General features: G+C 60.5%; 17 protein-coding genes. 9 read left to right on the top strand and 8 right to left on the bottom strand.

Annotation, left to right across the window (positions count from 1 at the left end):
* Nucleotides 1–190: 190 nt before the first annotated feature.
* Nucleotides 191–1,387, bottom strand: coding sequence for a class I SAM-dependent rRNA methyltransferase (locus P406_RS23575; RefSeq protein ID WP_003393654.1), 1,197 nt, complete (start codon nt 1,385–1,387; stop codon nt 191–193).
* Between the two features lie 85 nt (nt 1,388–1,472).
* Nucleotides 1,473–2,012 carry a type 1 glutamine amidotransferase domain-containing protein gene (locus P406_RS23580; protein ID WP_003372548.1) on the bottom strand — a complete coding sequence of 180 codons (540 nt, stop codon included), beginning with the start codon at nt 2,010–2,012 and terminating at the stop codon, nt 1,473–1,475.
* Between the two features lie 185 nt (nt 2,013–2,197).
* Here P406_RS23580 and P406_RS23585 point away from each other — a divergent pair, with 185 nt between their 5' ends.
* From P406_RS23585 to P406_RS23595, 3 genes are all read left to right on the top strand, one after another.
* The gene (locus P406_RS23585) at nt 2,198–3,064 is read left to right on the top strand and encodes an HDOD domain-containing protein (protein WP_003411948.1); all 867 of its coding nucleotides are present in this window, start codon (nt 2,198–2,200) and stop codon (nt 3,062–3,064) included.
* Nucleotides 3,065–3,109: 45 nt separating this feature from the next.
* The gene (gene mutM / locus P406_RS23590; RefSeq protein ID WP_003372546.1) at nt 3,110–3,922 is read left to right on the top strand and encodes a bifunctional DNA-formamidopyrimidine glycosylase/DNA-(apurinic or apyrimidinic site) lyase; all 813 of its coding nucleotides are present in this window, start codon (nt 3,110–3,112) and stop codon (nt 3,920–3,922) included.
* Between the two features lie 97 nt (nt 3,923–4,019).
* On the top strand, nt 4,020–4,358 hold the full coding sequence (locus P406_RS23595) for a hypothetical protein (protein WP_003372544.1): 339 nt from the start codon (nt 4,020–4,022) through the stop codon (nt 4,356–4,358).
* 9 nt (nt 4,359–4,367) lie between these two features.
* Here the strand turns inward: P406_RS23595 and P406_RS23600 are convergent, their stop codons facing one another.
* A complete protein-coding gene (locus P406_RS23600) occupies nt 4,368–4,619 on the bottom strand; it encodes a YfhL family 4Fe-4S dicluster ferredoxin (protein WP_003316325.1) in 252 nt (83 codons plus the stop codon).
* A gap of 98 nt (nt 4,620–4,717) precedes the next feature.
* On the bottom strand, nt 4,718–5,197 hold the full coding sequence (gene coaD, locus P406_RS23605; protein WP_046237523.1) for a pantetheine-phosphate adenylyltransferase: 480 nt from the start codon (nt 5,195–5,197) through the stop codon (nt 4,718–4,720).
* Between the two features lie 368 nt (nt 5,198–5,565).
* Here coaD and P406_RS23610 point away from each other — a divergent pair, with 368 nt between their 5' ends.
* Together P406_RS23610 and P406_RS23615 are read left to right on the top strand one after the other, a co-directional pair.
* On the top strand, nt 5,566–6,228 hold the full coding sequence (locus P406_RS23610; RefSeq protein ID WP_046237524.1) for a TetR/AcrR family transcriptional regulator: 663 nt from the start codon (nt 5,566–5,568) through the stop codon (nt 6,226–6,228).
* 54 nt (nt 6,229–6,282) lie between these two features.
* Nucleotides 6,283–7,140 carry a sulfurtransferase gene (locus P406_RS23615; RefSeq protein WP_046237525.1) on the top strand — a complete coding sequence of 286 codons (858 nt, stop codon included), beginning with the start codon at nt 6,283–6,285 and terminating at the stop codon, nt 7,138–7,140.
* 4 nt (nt 7,141–7,144) lie between these two features.
* On the opposite strand, the gene P406_RS23620 is transcribed toward P406_RS23615, so the two are convergent.
* The 4 genes from P406_RS23620 to P406_RS23635 all read right to left on the bottom strand — a co-directional run bounded on the left by P406_RS23620 (nt 7,145) and on the right by P406_RS23635 (nt 11,999).
* On the bottom strand, nt 7,145–8,182 hold the full coding sequence (locus P406_RS23620) for a hydrolase (RefSeq protein WP_046237529.1): 1,038 nt from the start codon (nt 8,180–8,182) through the stop codon (nt 7,145–7,147).
* A gap of 387 nt (nt 8,183–8,569) precedes the next feature.
* Nucleotides 8,570–9,160, bottom strand: coding sequence for a 16S rRNA (guanine(966)-N(2))-methyltransferase RsmD (gene rsmD / locus P406_RS23625; RefSeq protein WP_003316320.1), 591 nt, complete (start codon nt 9,158–9,160; stop codon nt 8,570–8,572).
* Nucleotides 9,160–10,650: a M16 family metallopeptidase gene (locus P406_RS23630; protein WP_046237526.1), complete on the bottom strand. Its 1,491-nt coding sequence runs from the start codon at nt 10,648–10,650 to the stop codon at nt 9,160–9,162. The genes rsmD and P406_RS23630 overlap by 1 nt, the downstream gene beginning before the upstream one ends.
* A complete protein-coding gene (locus P406_RS23635; RefSeq protein WP_046237527.1) occupies nt 10,647–11,999 on the bottom strand; it encodes a M16 family metallopeptidase in 1,353 nt (450 codons plus the stop codon). Before P406_RS23635 ends, P406_RS23630 begins: the two co-directional genes overlap by 4 nt.
* 256 nt (nt 12,000–12,255) lie before the next feature.
* Between P406_RS23635 and ftsY the strand changes: the two genes are divergently transcribed.
* The 4 genes from ftsY (at nt 12,256) to rpoH (ending at nt 16,433) form a co-directional block, all read left to right on the top strand.
* The gene (gene ftsY, locus P406_RS23640) at nt 12,256–13,761 is read left to right on the top strand and encodes a signal recognition particle-docking protein FtsY (RefSeq protein ID WP_046237528.1); all 1,506 of its coding nucleotides are present in this window, start codon (nt 12,256–12,258) and stop codon (nt 13,759–13,761) included.
* On the top strand, nt 13,758–14,429 hold the full coding sequence (gene ftsE / locus P406_RS23645) for a cell division ATP-binding protein FtsE (protein WP_003411930.1): 672 nt from the start codon (nt 13,758–13,760) through the stop codon (nt 14,427–14,429). Before ftsY ends, ftsE begins: the two co-directional genes overlap by 4 nt.
* A complete protein-coding gene (gene ftsX / locus P406_RS23650; protein ID WP_003411926.1) occupies nt 14,426–15,460 on the top strand; it encodes a permease-like cell division protein FtsX in 1,035 nt (344 codons plus the stop codon). The genes ftsE and ftsX overlap by 4 nt, the downstream gene beginning before the upstream one ends.
* Before the next feature lie 118 nt (nt 15,461–15,578).
* Complete coding sequence (gene rpoH, locus P406_RS23655) at nt 15,579–16,433, top strand: RNA polymerase sigma factor RpoH (protein WP_002555629.1); 855 nt, start codon at nt 15,579–15,581, stop codon at nt 16,431–16,433.
* Nucleotides 16,434–16,638 lie beyond the last annotated feature (205 nt).

Raw genomic sequence — 16,638 nt, forward strand, 5'->3', positions numbered from 1 at the left:
ACTCTGCGTCGTCAGTGCCACTGTGATAAAAGAGCGTTTTTATGACCAGTGACTAAAGGCAACGCATGACTTTGCGCTGCCGCGCGGCGCTGAGCGTCCGGAACGGCATGCCAATGCAGCGCATTGGCACGATAGTCATAGTCAGGAACAGCGAGCGCTTGTAGGCGCGACGACGCCGGGCGCTTCGGTGTCAGCTGTTGGGCAGCAGCCGGCAGGTGATGCTCTTGATGTAGCGCGTCTCGGCAATGGCCGGGTGCACCGGATGGTCCGGGCCCTGGCCGCCGCGTTCCAGCAGCTGGATGTTGCGGTCCAGATGGCGGGCGCTGGTCAGGAGGATGTTCTGCAGGTCGTCTTCCGGCAGGTGCATCGAGCACGACGCGCTGACCAGAATGCCGTCCTTGCTGAGCAGGCGCATGGCTTGCTCGTTCAGGCGGCGGTAGGCGCCTTCACCGTTTTTCATGTCTTTCTTGCGTTTGATGAATGCAGGCGGGTCGGCGACGATTACGTCGAAACGCTCTTCTGCGGCTTTCAGTTCCTTGAGCGCTTCGAAGACATCACCTTCGATGCAGGTCATCTTTTCTGCAAAACCGTTCAGGGCTGCGTTGCGCTCCACGCCATCGAGGGCGAAGGACGACGCGTCGACGCAGGTGACATCGCTGGCACCGAAAGCCGCTGCCTGAATGCCCCAGCCGCCGATATAGCTATACAGGTCCAGCACACGCTTGCCTTTGACGTAAGGGGCGATGCGCGCGCGGTTCATGCGGTGGTCATAGAACCAGCCGGTTTTTTGCCCGGCCATGACCGGTGCTTCGAACTTCACGCCGTTCTCTTCCAGCGCAACCCATTCCGGCACCAGACCGAAAACGGTTTCGACGTAACGATTCAGGCCTTCCGCATCGCGAGCCGCCGAATCGTTCTTGAACAGGATGCCGCTTGGCTTGATGACCTGAACCAGCGCCGCGATGATGTCTTCCTTGTGGTTTTCCATCGTGGCCGAGGCCAGTTGAACGACCAGAATGTCACCGAAACGATCGACCACCAGACCCGGCAGCAGGTCGGAGTCACCGTAGACCAGGCGGTAGAAGGGCTTGTCGAACAGACGTTCACGCAGCGACAGCGCAACGTTGAGGCGATGGACGAGCAGAGACTTGTCGAGCGGCAGCTTGATGTCGCGGGACAGCAGGCGTGCGCAGATCAGGTTGTTGGGGCTCATGGCGACGATGCCCAGCGGCTTGCCGCCCGCAGCTTCGAGGATGGCCTGATCACCGGCTGCAAAACCATGCAGTGGGGTGGCGGCTACATCGATCTCGTTGCTGTAGACCCACAGATGACCGGCGCGCAGGCGGCGGTCGGCGTTGGCTTTGAGGCGCAAGCTAGGCAGGGACATGACGTCGCTCCTGAAAAAAGAGCGGGATTATAGCGCGTCATCCCGGCGCTGGGCCGGGATGACTGCAATTAACTGACGGAATCTGTCAGGCAGACAGTGCTTCGATCAGTTTGCTGTTGAAGGCGGGGATGTCGTCGGGCTGGCGGCTGCTGATCAGCTTGCCGTCGGTGACGACTTCCTGATCGACCCATTTTGCGCCCGCGTTGACCAGGTCATCTTTCAGCGTCTTGAAGCTGGTCAGGGTTTTGCCTTTTACCAGGCCGGCCGAGATCAACAGCCAGCTGCCATGGCAGATAACCGCCACTGGCTTGCCCGCGGCCTCGATGTCCTTGACGATCTTTTGCGCGTCGCTGTCTATGCGGATGGTGTCGGAGTTCTGCACACCGCCCGGCAGTACCACGCCATGATAGTCACTGGCGTTGGCAGCCTTGAACGTGCCGTCGATCTTGAAGTCATCGGCAGGTTTGTCGTGATTCCAGCCTTTGACCTTGCCCTCTTCAGCGGAAAGGATTTCCACGGTGGCGCCTGCTTGCTCCAACGCTTCTTTCGGACCGGTCAGTTCAACCTGTTCGAAACCGTCGGTTACAAGAATTGCTATGCGTTTGCCAGTCAATGCTTTAGACATGGGATCCTCCAGTGTCGGGCTTCAGGGGTAGCGCCTGGCCGGCCGTTTTGAGGCCGCCGTTCACGCTCGTAACACAAAGTCCGAAGCTTCGTACCAGGCAAAGTTCCGAGAATATCTTCGTCTTGGATGATGGACCGTTTCTCCGCAAGGGGTCAGAATCCAGTCATCACCGTGAGTAAATTCCTATGTCCGAAGAGCTAAGCCCAGAACAGATCCAGCAAGCGTTGCAGGGCATCAGTGTCCCTCCGCAGCCGCAAATCATGGTGGACCTGCAGATGGAGCAATACATGCCCGACCCGGACCTGGGGGCGATCGCGCGATTGATCGCGCAGGATCCCGGGTTGTCCGGGGCGCTGTTGAAGATCGTCAACTCCGCCCACTACGGCCTGTCCAACAAGATTGCCTCCATCGACAAGGCGGTGAATCTGCTGGGCAGTCGGACGGTGATCAACCTGATCAACGCGCAGTCGATTCGGGGCGAGATGACCGATGAAACCATCGTTGCGCTCAACCGTTTCTGGGATACGGCGCAGGATGTCGCGATGACCAGTCTGACCCTGGCCAAGCGTATCGGCTCGCAGACGGCGGACGAGTCCTACGCCCTGGGCCTGTTTCACGACTGCGGCATTCCGTTGATGCTCAAGCGTTTCCCCAACTACATGCCGGTGCTGGAAGAGGCCTACGCCAATGCGGGCCCTGATTGCCGCATCGTCGATACTGAAAACAGCGCCTTCGACACCAACCATTCGGTCGTCGGCTATTACACGGCCAAATCCTGGCGTTTGCCTGCACACATTACCGACGCGATCGCCAATCATCACAACGCATTGGCGATTTTTCAGGACGATACCAGTCGTAATGCCACGCTCAAGAACCTCCTGGCCCCGCTGAAAATGGCCGAGCATATCTGCCAGTCCTATCGGGTACTGGGCAATCAGCACGAGGATCATGAGTGGGAGTGCATCGGTGCGCTGGTGCTGGACTACGTGGGCCTGTCCGAATATGACTTTGAATACCTGAGGGAAAGCATCCGCGAGCTGGGCGCGCGCTGATCCGGCGTCGCCCCGGCCTGTCCTTTCTGCACGACCGAGTTGTCCATGCCTGAATTACCTGAAGTCGAAACCACCCGTCGCGGCATTGCGCCGCATCTTGAAGGTCAGCGCGTCAGCCGCGTGATCGTGCGCGACAGCCGCTTGCGCTGGCCCATTCCCGAAGATCTGGACGTTCGCCTGTCCGGCCAGCGTATCGTGCAGGTTGATCGGCGCGCCAAGTACCTGCTGATCCAGGCCGAGGTGGGCACCCTGATCAGCCACTTGGGCATGTCCGGCAATCTGCGTCTGGTCGAAGCCGGGCTTCCGGCGCTCAAGCACGAGCACGTCGATATCGAACTGGAGTCCGGGCTGGCCTTGCGTTACACCGACCCGCGTCGCTTCGGCGCGATGCTCTGGAGTCTCGATCCGCACAACCACGAACTGTTGATCCGCCTGGGGCCGGAGCCGCTGACCGATCTTTTCGATGGCGAGCGTCTTTACGAGCGCTCGCGTGGCAAGTCGATCGCGGTCAAGCCGTTCGTCATGGACAACGCCGTTGTGGTCGGGGTGGGCAATATCTATGCGACCGAAGCGCTGTTCGCCGCCGGCATCGACCCGCGCCGCGAAGCGGGGAGTGTGTCCCGGGCGCGTTACCTGAAGCTGGCCATCGAGATCAAACGTATTCTGGCCTACGCCATAGAGCGTGGCGGCACCACCCTGCGTGACTTCATCGGCGGTGACGGCAAGCCTGGGTATTTTCAGCAGGAATTGTTTGCGTATGGGCGTGGCGGTCAGCCATGCAAGGTGTGCGGCACGACGCTGCGTGAGGTCAAACTCGGCCAGCGCGCCAGCGTGTATTGCCCGAAATGCCAGCGCTGAAATACGCATGACAGGGGCTCTGGGCCATTTGCTTAACCCACAGCCCTGTTTATAGTGATGGCACCTTAATTATTTGCGACGCCTGAAGGATCAAGCCATGAGCCCGTTTCGTATTCTCGCAGCCGCGCTGGCGTTGTTCATCGGCCTGCAGGCGCTGCCGGCGGTTGCCGCCGATGTCACCACAGGCAGCGGCGATCCGGTCTACACCATCCAGAACCCGCCGGCGTTTGCCATGATCGGTGATTTGCTGATTGCCCGACCCTTGCTGATCGCGGCCACCGTTATCGGCACGGGACTGTTCGTGATCGCTGCGCCTTTTGCGGCGGCAGGCGGCAACCTCGGGGCAACAGGCAAGGCGCTGGTGGTGGATCCGGGCAAGGCAGCCTTCGTGCGTTGTCTGGGTTGCACGGGCGACGGCTACGGCAAGCAGCAGTGAAGGCCGTTATCAGGCCTTGCTGGTGATGATCCGGTACTTGTCCATCAACTGCTCTTTGCTCTCGACGTGATTCTCATCCAGAGGGATGCAGTCGACCGGGCAAACCTGCTGGCATTGAGGCTCGTCGTAGTGACCGACGCATTCGGTGCACAGGTTCGGGTTGATCACGTAGATCTCCTCACCTTGTGAAATCGCCTCGTTTGGGCACTCGGGTTCGCAGACGTCGCAGTTGATGCAATCGTCAGTGATGATAAGGGACATGAATTGCTCCTGCCGCGGCCGACGCCGGGGCACATTAAAACCAATGCGGCGAATTGTGCCGCATTAGGCTTCGGGATGCACCTTCACATGCAGCGAGTCTAGCGCTTGAAGCGCTCGGTCAGCGCCTGGGCAACTGCAGGATGTACGAACTTGGTGATATCACCGCCCAACGCGGCGATTTCACGCACTAACGTCGAGGAAATGAACGAGTAGCGCTCCGAGGGCGTGAGGAACAGGCTTTCGACGTCCGGTGCCAGCTGACGATTCATGTTGGCCAACTGAAACTCGTATTCGAAATCCGACACGGCACGAAGTCCGCGCAGAAAGACATTGGCATTCTGTTCCTTGGCAAAATGCGCCAGCAGGGTCGAAAAACCGACCACTTCCACATTGGGCAAGTGCTTGGTGACTTCGCGGGCCAGCTCGACGCGTTGCTCCAGAGGGAACAGCGGGTTCTTCTTCGGGCTGGCGGCAACCGCAATGACCACTTGGTCGAACAGGTGCGAGGCGCGCTCGACCAAATCTCCATGGCCCTTGGTAATCGGGTCGAAGGTGCCTGGGTACAACACTCGGTTCATCGCGTCGTCCTGGTCGGAGTCCGTTGTGGGACTCGGATGGTATCGCAGCCTTCCCGATGGGCCAAGCTGCGTAGCGGGTGTCAAACGTCGTATTGCGCCGATTATCGGCCATGTTTCTAATGAAATCCCTGATTTTGGGGCTATTTGGCGCAGTAACAGCGACTGGTCGGCGGATGAAAAAGTTTGTAGGACGGACGCTTGTTGACGGGCGGCACGTCATCCCGATTTTCGATCCGTCCAGGTCGTGCCCCAGGTGTATATGCCTGCGTCAACCTGACACTCTTACCGCAACGATTCTGCCACCATTGCAGCATCAGCCTGCGCTAAGATTGCCATCATCTGATCAGCATAGAGTGGTCTGGCCCAGCATGGCACCGCGTACCAAAACCCGTGAACGAATCGTGCAAACCAGTCTGGAACTGTTCAATCAGCAGGGCGAGCGTAGTGTGACCACCAATCACATCGCTGCGCACATGGAAATCTCGCCCGGCAATCTCTATTACCACTTCGCCAACAAGCAGGCGATCATCGCCGAACTGTTCTCCGAGTACGAGGTGCTGATCGGCAGTTTCCTGACTCTGCCAGCCGACCGTACGCCGACCATCGAGGACAAGCGCGATTATTTCCTGGCGATCATCGACGCCATGTGGCGCTACCGTTTTCTGCACCGAGACCTTGAGCACCTGCTGACGTCGGATGAGGAACTGGCGCGGTGTTATCGGCGTTTTTCGTACCGCTGCCTGATGCAGGCGATGACCATCTACCGGGGATTCATCAAGGCAGGCATCCTGAAGATGGATGAGTCGCAGATCGAATGGACCAGTCTCAACACCTGGATCATCCTGACGTCGTGGGTGCGCTTTCTGTGCACCAACCGGGAAAACTCCACGGAGATCAACCAGTCGGCTATTCGACGTGGCGTCTATCAGGTACTTATGCTCGAATCTGTTTTTGTCGCGCCTCAGGCTCGCGAAGCGTTCGATGCACTGTGCGAAACGTTTCACGCATCGCTGCCAGAGGTTCTGATGTGAATTCCGGGACCGACGAGCAGCCAGCTTGTCGGTTTTCTGCCACAGGAGTGTGTCATGTCCATTGCGCAACTGATCAACCCTGAGCAACTGGCTGAACGCCAGAAAACTCCAGGCCTGGTGATTCTCGACTGCCGTTATGCGCTCGAAGATTCCGACTACGGTCAACGCAGTTACGCCCAGGGGCGTATCGAGGGCGCGTCTTTTGCCGATCTGAAGCGCGACCTCAGCGGGCCTGTGATCAAGGGCAAGACCGGACGTCATCCACTGCCCGAACCCGCCGCTTTGCTGCAATGCTTTCAGGCATGGGGCATCAACGCTGACAGCGATGTGGTGCTGTATGACGATGGGCCGGGAATGTATGCCGCACGGGCCTGGTGGTTGCTGGCCTGGATGGGCAAGCGTGAAGGCGTCTACCTGCTCGATGGCGGGCTGAAGGCCTGGCACGCCGCGGGGCTGCCGTTGAGCCTTGATGCGCCGAACCGTGAACCCGGTCATTTCATCGGTGAGCCGGACATGTCCCTGGTGCTCAGCGGCAGTCGCTTGCAGGGTCGACTGGGACGCCCGGAAATGACCTTGATCGACGCGCGCGCCGAAGCCCGCTTTCGAGGCGACGTAGAACCTCTGGATCCGGTGGCCGGGCATATTCCCGGTGCGCAGTGTGCGGCCTGCACTGACAACCTTGGCGCGGATGGACGCTTTTTGCCGCCCGAGCAGGTCAGACAGCGTTTCGCTGAAAAGCTGCAGGGCCGCCCGCCGGAGAGCCTGGTGTCCTATTGCGGTTCAGGTGTCACCGCCTGCCACAACCTGTTCGCCCTGAGTCTGGCCGGCTATCCGCTGGCAACTCTGTATGCGGGTTCGTGGAGTGAGTGGATCACCGATCCTGAGCGTGCAATCGCCACGGGCGCCGATTGATTCGTTATCCACTCGTGGGCGAGCCATCGCGATCCTGGGCGGCGCATAGCCACAGCGGGATGCGACGTTCTAGGTAGTAGCGCGGAGTGCGAAGCGAGCCTTCGACGAAGCCGACATGTCCGCCCTTGGTGTGCAGTTCGAATTCGGTGCAGGACGACAGCTCGCTGGGCTCGGGCAGGCTGTGAGGGAACACGAACGGGTCGTCGCTGGACTGGATGATCAGCGTCGGCGTCTGGATCTGGCCCAGGTAGTAGCGGCTGGACGCCCTGCGGTAATAATCCGTGGCATCGGTAAAACCGTGCAGCGGCGCAGTCACCCGGCCATCGAAGTCCCAGAAGGTGCGCATGTTCTCCAGTGAGCCCAGCGCGGCGAGTTCGGCCAGCCCCTCGCTGATGCCTTCATGCTGGAACCGATGCTGCTTGTCACGGATATAGGCCAGCATTTCGCGCATGAAATGGCGCTGATAAACCCGCGAGAAGCCTTGGCCGATACGGTTGGCGCATTCGTCCAGACGAAACGGCACGGACACCGCCACGGCGCCCCGTAGATCACTGTTGGCGCCGGATTCACCCAGATACTTGAGCAGCACATTGCCACCCAGCGAATACCCCACGGCATAAATCGGAGCCAATGGCCGCAGCGAACGCAAATGGGCGATCACCTCGGCCAGATCCTCGCTCGCCCCTGAATGATAACTGCGCGACAGCAGGTTGGGTTCTCCCGAGCAACCGCGCCAGTTCAACGCCACACTCGGCCAGCCCAGCGCTGCCATGGCCTTTTGCAGGCCGGCAACATAGGGCGAGTTGGACGATCCGGTCAGGCCGTGCAATACCAGCACCAAGGGTTTGTCGGGCTCATCCGGACCATGCCAGTCCATGTCCAGAAAGTCCCCGTCCTGCAACCACAACCGCTCGCGCGTCCGCGCCAGCAACGTCGGCTTGCGCAGCAGCGGCCCCCAAAGCGTCTGCAAATGCGGATTGCCCATGCCGACGGCCGGGACGAATGGATTGGCATGGGACAGAAAGGTAGGGCGTGTGGGCACGTGCTTGCTCAACGATCAGTTCAGGGGTGACTGGCTATACGTTGCCACTAAGCAGTCCGGGATGTAAGGGGGAAGCGCCTGAATGTATTCATGACACTCTGCATGACCACGAGGACGCAGAGCGTCCAGAACTGCATGCCGACGCAGAGCATCGGCACGATAGTTACAAGAGTCTCGTTCCGCACGCTCCAGCGTGGGAATGCCTTTCACGACGCTCTGCGTCGTCAAGAGGACGCGGAGCGTCCAGAACTGCATGCGACGCGGAGCGTCGCACGATAGTTGTAGTTGCTCCAGGGTGGGAATGCCTTTCATGACGCTATGCGTCGTCAACAGGACGCGGAACGTTCAGAGCTGCATGCCAAACGCGGAGCATTGGTACGTGAGCTGTCAGCCCTGGCCCCGCTGCCACAAGGCGTAATACACCTGCCCGGCCTTTTTCTCGCGGTGCAGTCGCCAGCTGCCCGGCAAGCCGGTGGTCGATGGCGGTGTTTCGCTTTCGGTGTAGATCCAGGCGGTGTCGGCCAGCCAGCCGTGGCTTTCCAGCAGGTTGCAGGCTGATGCCAGCAGGCCCTGATGGAAGGGCGGGTCGAGGAACACGACGTCGAAGGGCGACGCTGTGGCGGTTTCCAGATGGCGCAGGGCGTCGGTCTGGGAGACCTGGCCGCTGGTGCAGTTCAGTGCATTGAGGTTCTGGCGCAGGCTGGCGATGGCTGCCGCGTTGCTGTCCAGGGCCAGGCCCATGCTGGCACCACGCGACAAGGCTTCGAAATACAGCGCGCCGCTGCCCGTGAAAACGTCCAGCACCCTGGCACCGGCGATGTAGGGGGCCAGCCAGTTGAACAGGGTTTCGCGCACGCGATCAGGTGTCGGGCGCAAGCCTGGGGCGTCGGGGAAGGTCAGGCGGCGGCTGCCCCACTCTCCGCCGATGATACGAAGCTGACCCAGGCCGTTGTGGCCCTTCGGACGTGGATTGGCCATCAGTGTTCCGGGACCCCTGCAGGTTGGCGGACGGGTTTGTCGGTCGGCGCCGGCAATGGTTTTTGCTCAACGGTCGGGCCCACGGTGACGATGACCATCTTGTCGGCGCTCAGGTGCTTGCTCATTGCCGCTTTCACCTGTTCGACGGTCACGTTCTGGGCGGCGGCCATGTAGTCCTCGAGGTAGGTCAACGGCAGGTTGTAGAAGCCGATGGCGCCCAACTGCCCCACGATGGCCGAATTGCTGGCTGCGGTCAGCGGGAAGCTACCGGTCAGTTCGCGCTTAACATCGTCGACTTCTTTCTGGGTCGGACCATTGGCGAGGAAGTCTCGAATGATGTCCTGCACCAGCTTGAGGGTATTTTCGCTCATTTCCGCGCGCGTCTGCAGGCCGATCATGAATGGCCCCGCCACCTGCATGGCGGTAAAGCCGGAAGACACGCCGTAGGTCAGGCCGCGTTTTTCCCGCACTTCGGTCATCAGCCGGCTGCCGAAGCCGCCACCGCCCAAGACCGAGTTACCCACGGTCAGCGCCGCGTAGTCCGGATCGTTGCGGTCGACACCCAGCTGCGCGAGCATCAGGTGCGTCTGGTTGGAGGCAAATTCGATGTGCGTGGTGCCTGCCTTTGGCTCGACCGGGTCAGCGACTTTTGCCAGCGCCGGACCTTTGGGCAACGAGGCCGAGACCTGTGCCGCGATGGCCTGCGCTTCGTCTCGCGACAGATCACCGACCAGAGCAATCACCGCATTGCCCGCCGCATAGCCCTTGGCGTGGAATGCCTTGAGCTGAGCCAGGGTGATGGCGTTGACGCTCTTGGCGTCGCCTTCGCTCGGGTGAGCGTAGGGGTGATCGCCGTACAGACGATTGAACAGTTCCTTGCTGGCGATAGCGCCTGGGTTCTGTTTCTGAGTCTCGAAGCTGGCGATCAACTGGTTCTTGATGCGGGCCAGAGAATCGGCAGGGAAGGTAGGCTTGCCCACCACTTCACTGAACAGCTTCAGGGCCGGATCGCGCTTGTCCGCAGCACTCAGGCTGCGCAACGAGGCCACCGCCATGTCGCGGTAGGATCCGTTGCTGAAGTCGGCGCCCAGGCCTTCGAAGCCCTGGGCGATCGCGTTGACGTCCTTGCCTTTGATGCCCTCGTTGAGCATGGCGTTGGTCAGCAGGGCAATGCCGGGCGATTTCTGGTCCTGGCTGCTGCCCGCAGCGAACGTCAGGCGCATGTCGAACATCGGCAATTCGCGGGATTCCACGAACAGCACGCGGGCGCCCTCGGCGGTATTCCAGGTCTGGATATTCAGGGCGCGGCGGGCCGGAGCCTTGCCGTCCAGTTCCTTGAGGGTCTGCAGGTTGCTGCCCAGCGCGGGAGCGGCCTGACCCTGCTCGGCAGGGGCGTCGTCGGCCAGGGCTGGCAGTGCGACAACGGCACCGAGCGAACCGGCCAGGATCAGGCCAAGCAGCGCATGACGTGGAGCATTGCGCGTGATCATTTGGCTTTCTCCTCAGGCAGAACGTGCGCAACGCTGAGGCGCTCACGGGTGAAATAGGTGTTGGCAGCTTTCTGGATGTCTTGCGGGGTCACGCTTTGCAGCGCCTCCAGTTCATTGTCCATCAGCTTCCAGGACAGACCGACGGTTTCCAGCTCTCCGATCATGGTCGCCTGGCTGGTGATCGAGTCGCGCTCGTAGACCACACCGGCAATGACCTGAGCCCGGACACGCTCCAGCTCCTCGGCGGACGGTGCCTTGGTTTTCAGCTCGTCGAGCAGGCGCCAGATCCCGGCTTCCACATCGGCCAGGGTTTTCTTCTTCTGCAGGTTGGGTGTGGCGCTGATCATGAACAGGCTGTCGCCGCGAGCGAACGCGTCGTAACGCGACGAGGCGCCGGAAACCAGCTCTTCGCCACGTTCCAGGCGTGAGGAAATGCGTGCGCTGTAGCCACCGTCCAGCAGCGCTGCGATCAGACGCAGGGCGTTCGCCGAGCGGGGATCTTCAGCGGTTGCGACACTCGGTACATTGAAACCGTAAATCAGGCTCGGCAACTGGGTTTTGACGTGCAGGGTGATCTTGCGCTCGCCCGGCTCGGCCAGTTCCAGTGGTTTTTTCGAAGGCGGTACAGCGCGGCGCGGGATCGATCCGAAGAAGCGTTCTGCCAGGGCTTTGACGTCGTCCGGCTGCACATCACCGACCACCACCAGCGTGGCGTTGTTCGGCGCATACCAGGATTCGTACCAGTGGCGCAGTTCTTCGACTTTCATGCGCTCCAGGTCGGCCATCCAGCCGATGGTCGGCGTGTGGTAGCCGCTGGCAGGGTAGGCCATCGCCTTGAAGCGCTCGAACGCCTTGCCCATTGGTTGGTCATCGGTACGCAGGCGACGCTCTTCCTTGATGACCTCGATCTCGCGGCTGAACTCGTCGGCGGGCAATTTCAGGGTTGCCATGCGATCGGCTTCCAGTTCCAGCGCGACGCTCAGACGGTCACGCGCCAGCACCTGGTAATAGGCGGTGTAGTCGTCGCTGGTGAACGCATTCTCTTCAGCGCCCAGATCGCGCAGAATCAGCGAGGACTCGCCCGGTCCGGTTTTGCTGCTGCCTTTGAACATCATGTGTTCAAGTGCGTGGGACAGACCGGTCTGGCCCGGCGTTTCGTAGCTGGAGCCGACCTTGTACCAGATCTGCGACACCACTACCGGGGCGCGGTGGTCTTCGCGGACAACGACCTTCAGGCCATTGTCGAGGGTGAATTCGTGAGTCGGTTGCGGATCAGCAGCCAATGCTGTCAAAGGCAGACAAATTGTGCTGAGCAGCAGGCCTGCGGCGCGGCGGGCTAAAGCATTCATTCGTAGTTTGAACCTGTAGGACGGCCCGCGTGAACTTAGCGTCGGCGGGCGCGGGGGTGTTAGGATACTGATCCGTTTGCTTCAGAGACAGCCTTCACTGGCCGAATGCGAGTGAAACCTGTCTGAAACGCAGGTAAAGGTAGCTGCACAAGCGGCCGTTGAGTGAACAAGAAGTCCTAAACGCAGTCTGTTTTGCATGTCAGAATTTTTCCGGGTCGCCCTCTGGCGCCCCGCAACCTTGAGATAGCCGTCATCCATGTTTGGTTCCAACGACGACAAGAAGACCCCAGCCGAGGCTGGAGAGAAGAAAGGCCTGTTCGGATGGCTGCGCAAGAAGCCGCAGCAAGCCGAGCCGAAGCCAGCAGAATCATCCCCGACGCAACCCGACCCGATCGCCGATCCGGTTGCCGCGACGCCGCAGGTTGAGCCTCATGTTGCCTCGCAATCGGTGCCTGAAGTCACTGTCGAAGCAGCTGCGCCTGCATCGCAACGCCATGTCGAGCCCGGCGCGCCTTCGCCCCAGCCCTGGCTGACCTTGCCGGTGACTGAAGAGCCGGTAGCCTTGAGTGACGAGCGCGAGCCGCATGTCACGCCGGCCATCCCTGAACAAAATCATGCCCCTGTTGCGCCCGAACCGCTGGAGCCTGAACCCGTCGTGGCGGATATCGTGCCGCTCGCGACGCCTGAGCCGGTCCTCGTTCAGCCTGTTGCAGAGCCAGAGCCAGAGCCAGAGGCAGTCGTCGCGCAGGCAGTGCCGCAACTTGTTCAGCCCGCTGCGCAAGCGGTTGCAGTGCCGGCGCCTGCGCCGACACCTGAGCCGGAATCCGGCAAGGTCGGCTTCTTTGCACGCCTCAAGCAGGGCCTGTCGAAGACCAGTGCCAGTATCGGCGAGGGCATGGCCAGCCTGTTTCTGGGCAAGAAGGCCATCGATGACGACCTGCTGGAAGAAATCGAAACCCGTCTGCTGACCGCCGATGTCGGCGTTGAAGCCACTTCGGTGATCATCAAGAGTCTGACCCAGAAGGTCGCGCGCAAGCAGTTGACCGACGCACAGGCACTGTACACCTCGTTGCAGGGCGAGCTGGCCGCGATGCTCAAGCCTGTCGAGCAACCGCTGGTGATCAAGTCCGAACACCGGCCGTTCGTGATTCTGGTGGTCGGCGTCAATGGCGCGGGCAAGACCACGACCATCGGCAAGCTGGCCAAGAAGCTGCAACTGGAAGGCAAGAAGGTCATGCTGGCGGCGGGTGACACGTTCCGCGCTGCAGCCGTCGAGCAATTGCAGGTCTGGGGTGAGCGTAATCACATACCGGTCATCGCCCAGCACACCGGTGCCGACTCGGCTTCTGTCATCTTCGATGCCGTGCAGGCCGCCAAGGCTCGTGGCATCGACGTGCTGATCGCCGACACTGCTGGCCGTCTGCACACCAAGGACAACCTGATGGAGGAGTTGAAGAAGGTTCGCCGCGTGATCGGCAAGCTGGACGCAGACGCTCCTCATGAAGTCCTGCTGGTCCTCGATGCGGGTACCGGGCAGAACGCTATCAATCAGGCCAAGCAATTCAACCAGACCGTCACGCTGACCGGGCTGGCGCTGACCAAGCTCGATGGCACCGCCAAGGGCGGCGTGATTTTCGCCCTGGCCAAGCAGTTCGGCTTGCCGATTCGCTATATCGGCGTCGGTGAAGGTATCGATGATCTGCGTACCTTCGAGGCCGAACCCTTTGTTCAGGCACTGTTTGCGGAGCGGGAGCGTCCATGATTCGATTCGAGCAGGTCGGTAAGCGCTACCCGAATGGACATGTCGGGTTGCATGAACTGAGCTTTCGAGTACGTCGCGGCGAGTTTTTGTTCGTCACCGGTCATTCCGGTGCCGGCAAAAGCACGCTGCTGCGCCTGTTGCTGGCCATGGAGCGTCCGACCACTGGCAAACTGATGCTGGCCGGTCAGGACCTTGGGCAAATCAGCAACGCACAAATCCCGTTTCTGCGTCGTCAGATCGGCGTGGTGTTCCAGAATCACCAGTTGCTGTTCGATCGCACGGTGTTCAACAACATCGCGTTGCCTTTGCAGATCCTCGGCCTGTCCAAGCCCGAGATCGCCAAGCGGGTCGACTCGGCGCTTGATCGGGTGGCGTTGTCCGACAAGGCCGAGCTTTACCCGGGTGACCTCTCTACCGGTCAGCAACAGCGTGTCGGCATTGCCCGCGCCATTGTTCACCGTCCGGCCCTGCTGCTTGCCGATGAACCGACCGGTAACCTCGACCCACGCCTGGCGGCGGAGATCATGGGTGTGTTTGAAGATATCAACCGACTGGGGACCAGCGTGCTGATTGCCAGTCACGACCTTGCATTGATCGCCCGCATGCGCCATCGCATGCTGACCCTGCAGCGCGGTCGTCTGATCGGTGACGGGGAGGCCGGAGTATGAGTGCCACACGCAGCCCCAAGGTTTCAGAGCGCGTCGCGCCCAAAGCCGCCGATCCGGTGCCGCCGAAACAGAAAAAGCAGCGCCACGACCACGATGACGACGGCCCTGATTTCAGTGCGCTGCTGTCCGCCTGGCTGGAAAGCCATCGCTCCAGTCTGCTGGACAGCCTGCGACGTCTGGGCAAGCAACCGATTGGCAGCTTCTTTACCTGTCTGGTGATGGCGATTGCCTTGAGCCTGCCGATGGGCTTGTCGTTGCTGCTGAGCAATGTCGAGCGTCTGGGTGGTTCGTGGCAGCGCGCGGCGCAGATTTCGATCTACCTGAACCTGGATGCCAGCACCGCTGATGGCACCCGCCTGCGCGATGAAATCAAGGCCATGCCCGGTGTGGCAGATGCCGAATACATCAGCAGCGAACAGGCGTTGGGTGAGTTCAAGCAACAGTCCGGGCTGGGCGAGGCGCTCAAGGAGTTGCCGGAGAACCCGCTTCCGGGCGTGGTGCTGGTGACGCCGGACGAAGTGGACAAACCTGCGCTGGAAGCCTTGCGTACGCGACTGGCCGGATTGCCTAAAGTAGAACAGGCGCAACTGGACCTGGTCTGGGTTGAAAGGCTGGCCGCGATCCTCAAACTGGGTGACCGTTTCGTCTTCGGCTTGACGGTTCTGCTGGTCTCGGCTTTGCTGTTAGTAATTGGTAACACAATTCGTCTACATATTGAAAACCGACGCATCGAAATCGAAGTCATCAAGCTGGTGGGCGGTACCGACAGCTATGTGCGCAGGCCTTTCCTTTATATGGGCGCGCTGTACGGCTTCGGGGCAGGCATCCTGTCCTGGGGCGTTCTGGCTTATGGCCTGAACTGGCTGAACGGCGCGGTTGTCGGACTGGCAGGTCTCTATGGAAGTGACTTTGCGCTGGCCGGTGTGCCGATGGGTGATGGTCTTTCCCTCTTGCTTGGAGCGGTTCTGTTAGGGTATATCGGTGCCTGGATTGCGGTGGCCCGACATCTTCGTGAGCTGGCGCCCCGGTAGAGCCACATTATTGTTTCACCAGACTGGCCTCTGAAAATCAAGGAACTTGGTTAGCGGTTCCGGGTCAATCTGGCTAATGCTGAACTGCACATAACCTGTGCGCTGGAGGTTTTTTCGTATGACCACTTCTTTGCAACCTGCTTATGCTCTAGTCCCGGGTGCGAACCTCGAGGCCTATGTGCACACGGTCAACAGCATTCCCTTGCTGACGCCCGAGCAGGAGCGTGAACTGGCTGAGAGTCTCTACTATGAGCAGGATCTGGACGCGGCCCGTCAAATGGTCCTCGCCCACCTGCGATTCGTCGTGCACATCGCGCGCAGTTATTCGGGTTACGGTCTGGCTCAGGCCGACCTGATCCAGGAAGGTAACGTCGGTCTGATGAAGGCCGTGAAGCGTTTCAACCCTGAGATGGGCGTGCGTCTGGTGTCTTTTGCCGTGCACTGGATCAAGGCCGAAATTCACGAGTTCATCCTGCGCAACTGGCGCATCGTCAAGGTCGCCACGACCAAGGCGCAGCGCAAGCTGTTCTTCAACCTGCGTAGCCAGAAGAAGCGTCTGGCCTGGCTGAACAACGATGAAGTGCATCGCGTCGCTGAAAGCCTGGGCGTCGAGCCGCGTGAAGTGCGTGAGATGGAAAGCCGTCTGACGGGCCACGATATGGCGTTCGACCCGGCAGCCGAGGCGGATGACGACAGCGCGTTCCAGTCGCCGGCCAACTACCTGGAAGACCACCGCTACGATCCGGCGCGTCAACTGGAAGACTCCGACTGGACCGACAACTCCACCGCCAATCTGCATCAGGCGCTGGACGTGCTGGACGAACGCAGCCGCGACATCCTCTACCAGCGCTGGCTGGCAGAAGAAAAAGCCACGCTGCACGACTTGGCGCAGAAGTACAACGTCTCTGCCGAGCGTATTCGTCAGCTGGAAAAAAGCGCGATGAACAAGCTCAAGACGTCGATCGCCGCGTAAGGCTACCCGGTAACGAAAAACGCCCCGAGATGATCGGGGCGTTTTTGTTTGTGTATCAGCTATCGTGCGACGCTCTGCGTCCTCTTTGTGACGCAGAGCGTCACGAACTGCCTAGTTTTGTAGGAGCGAACTTGTTCGAGATCGGAAGAGCGTCGTGTAGGGAAAGAGTGTAGATCTCGGTGGTCGCCGTATCATTAAAAAAAAA

This window comes from Pseudomonas syringae pv. coryli str. NCPPB 4273 (assembly GCF_000972175.1).
Classification (GTDB): domain Bacteria; phylum Pseudomonadota; class Gammaproteobacteria; order Pseudomonadales; family Pseudomonadaceae; genus Aquipseudomonas; species Aquipseudomonas syringae.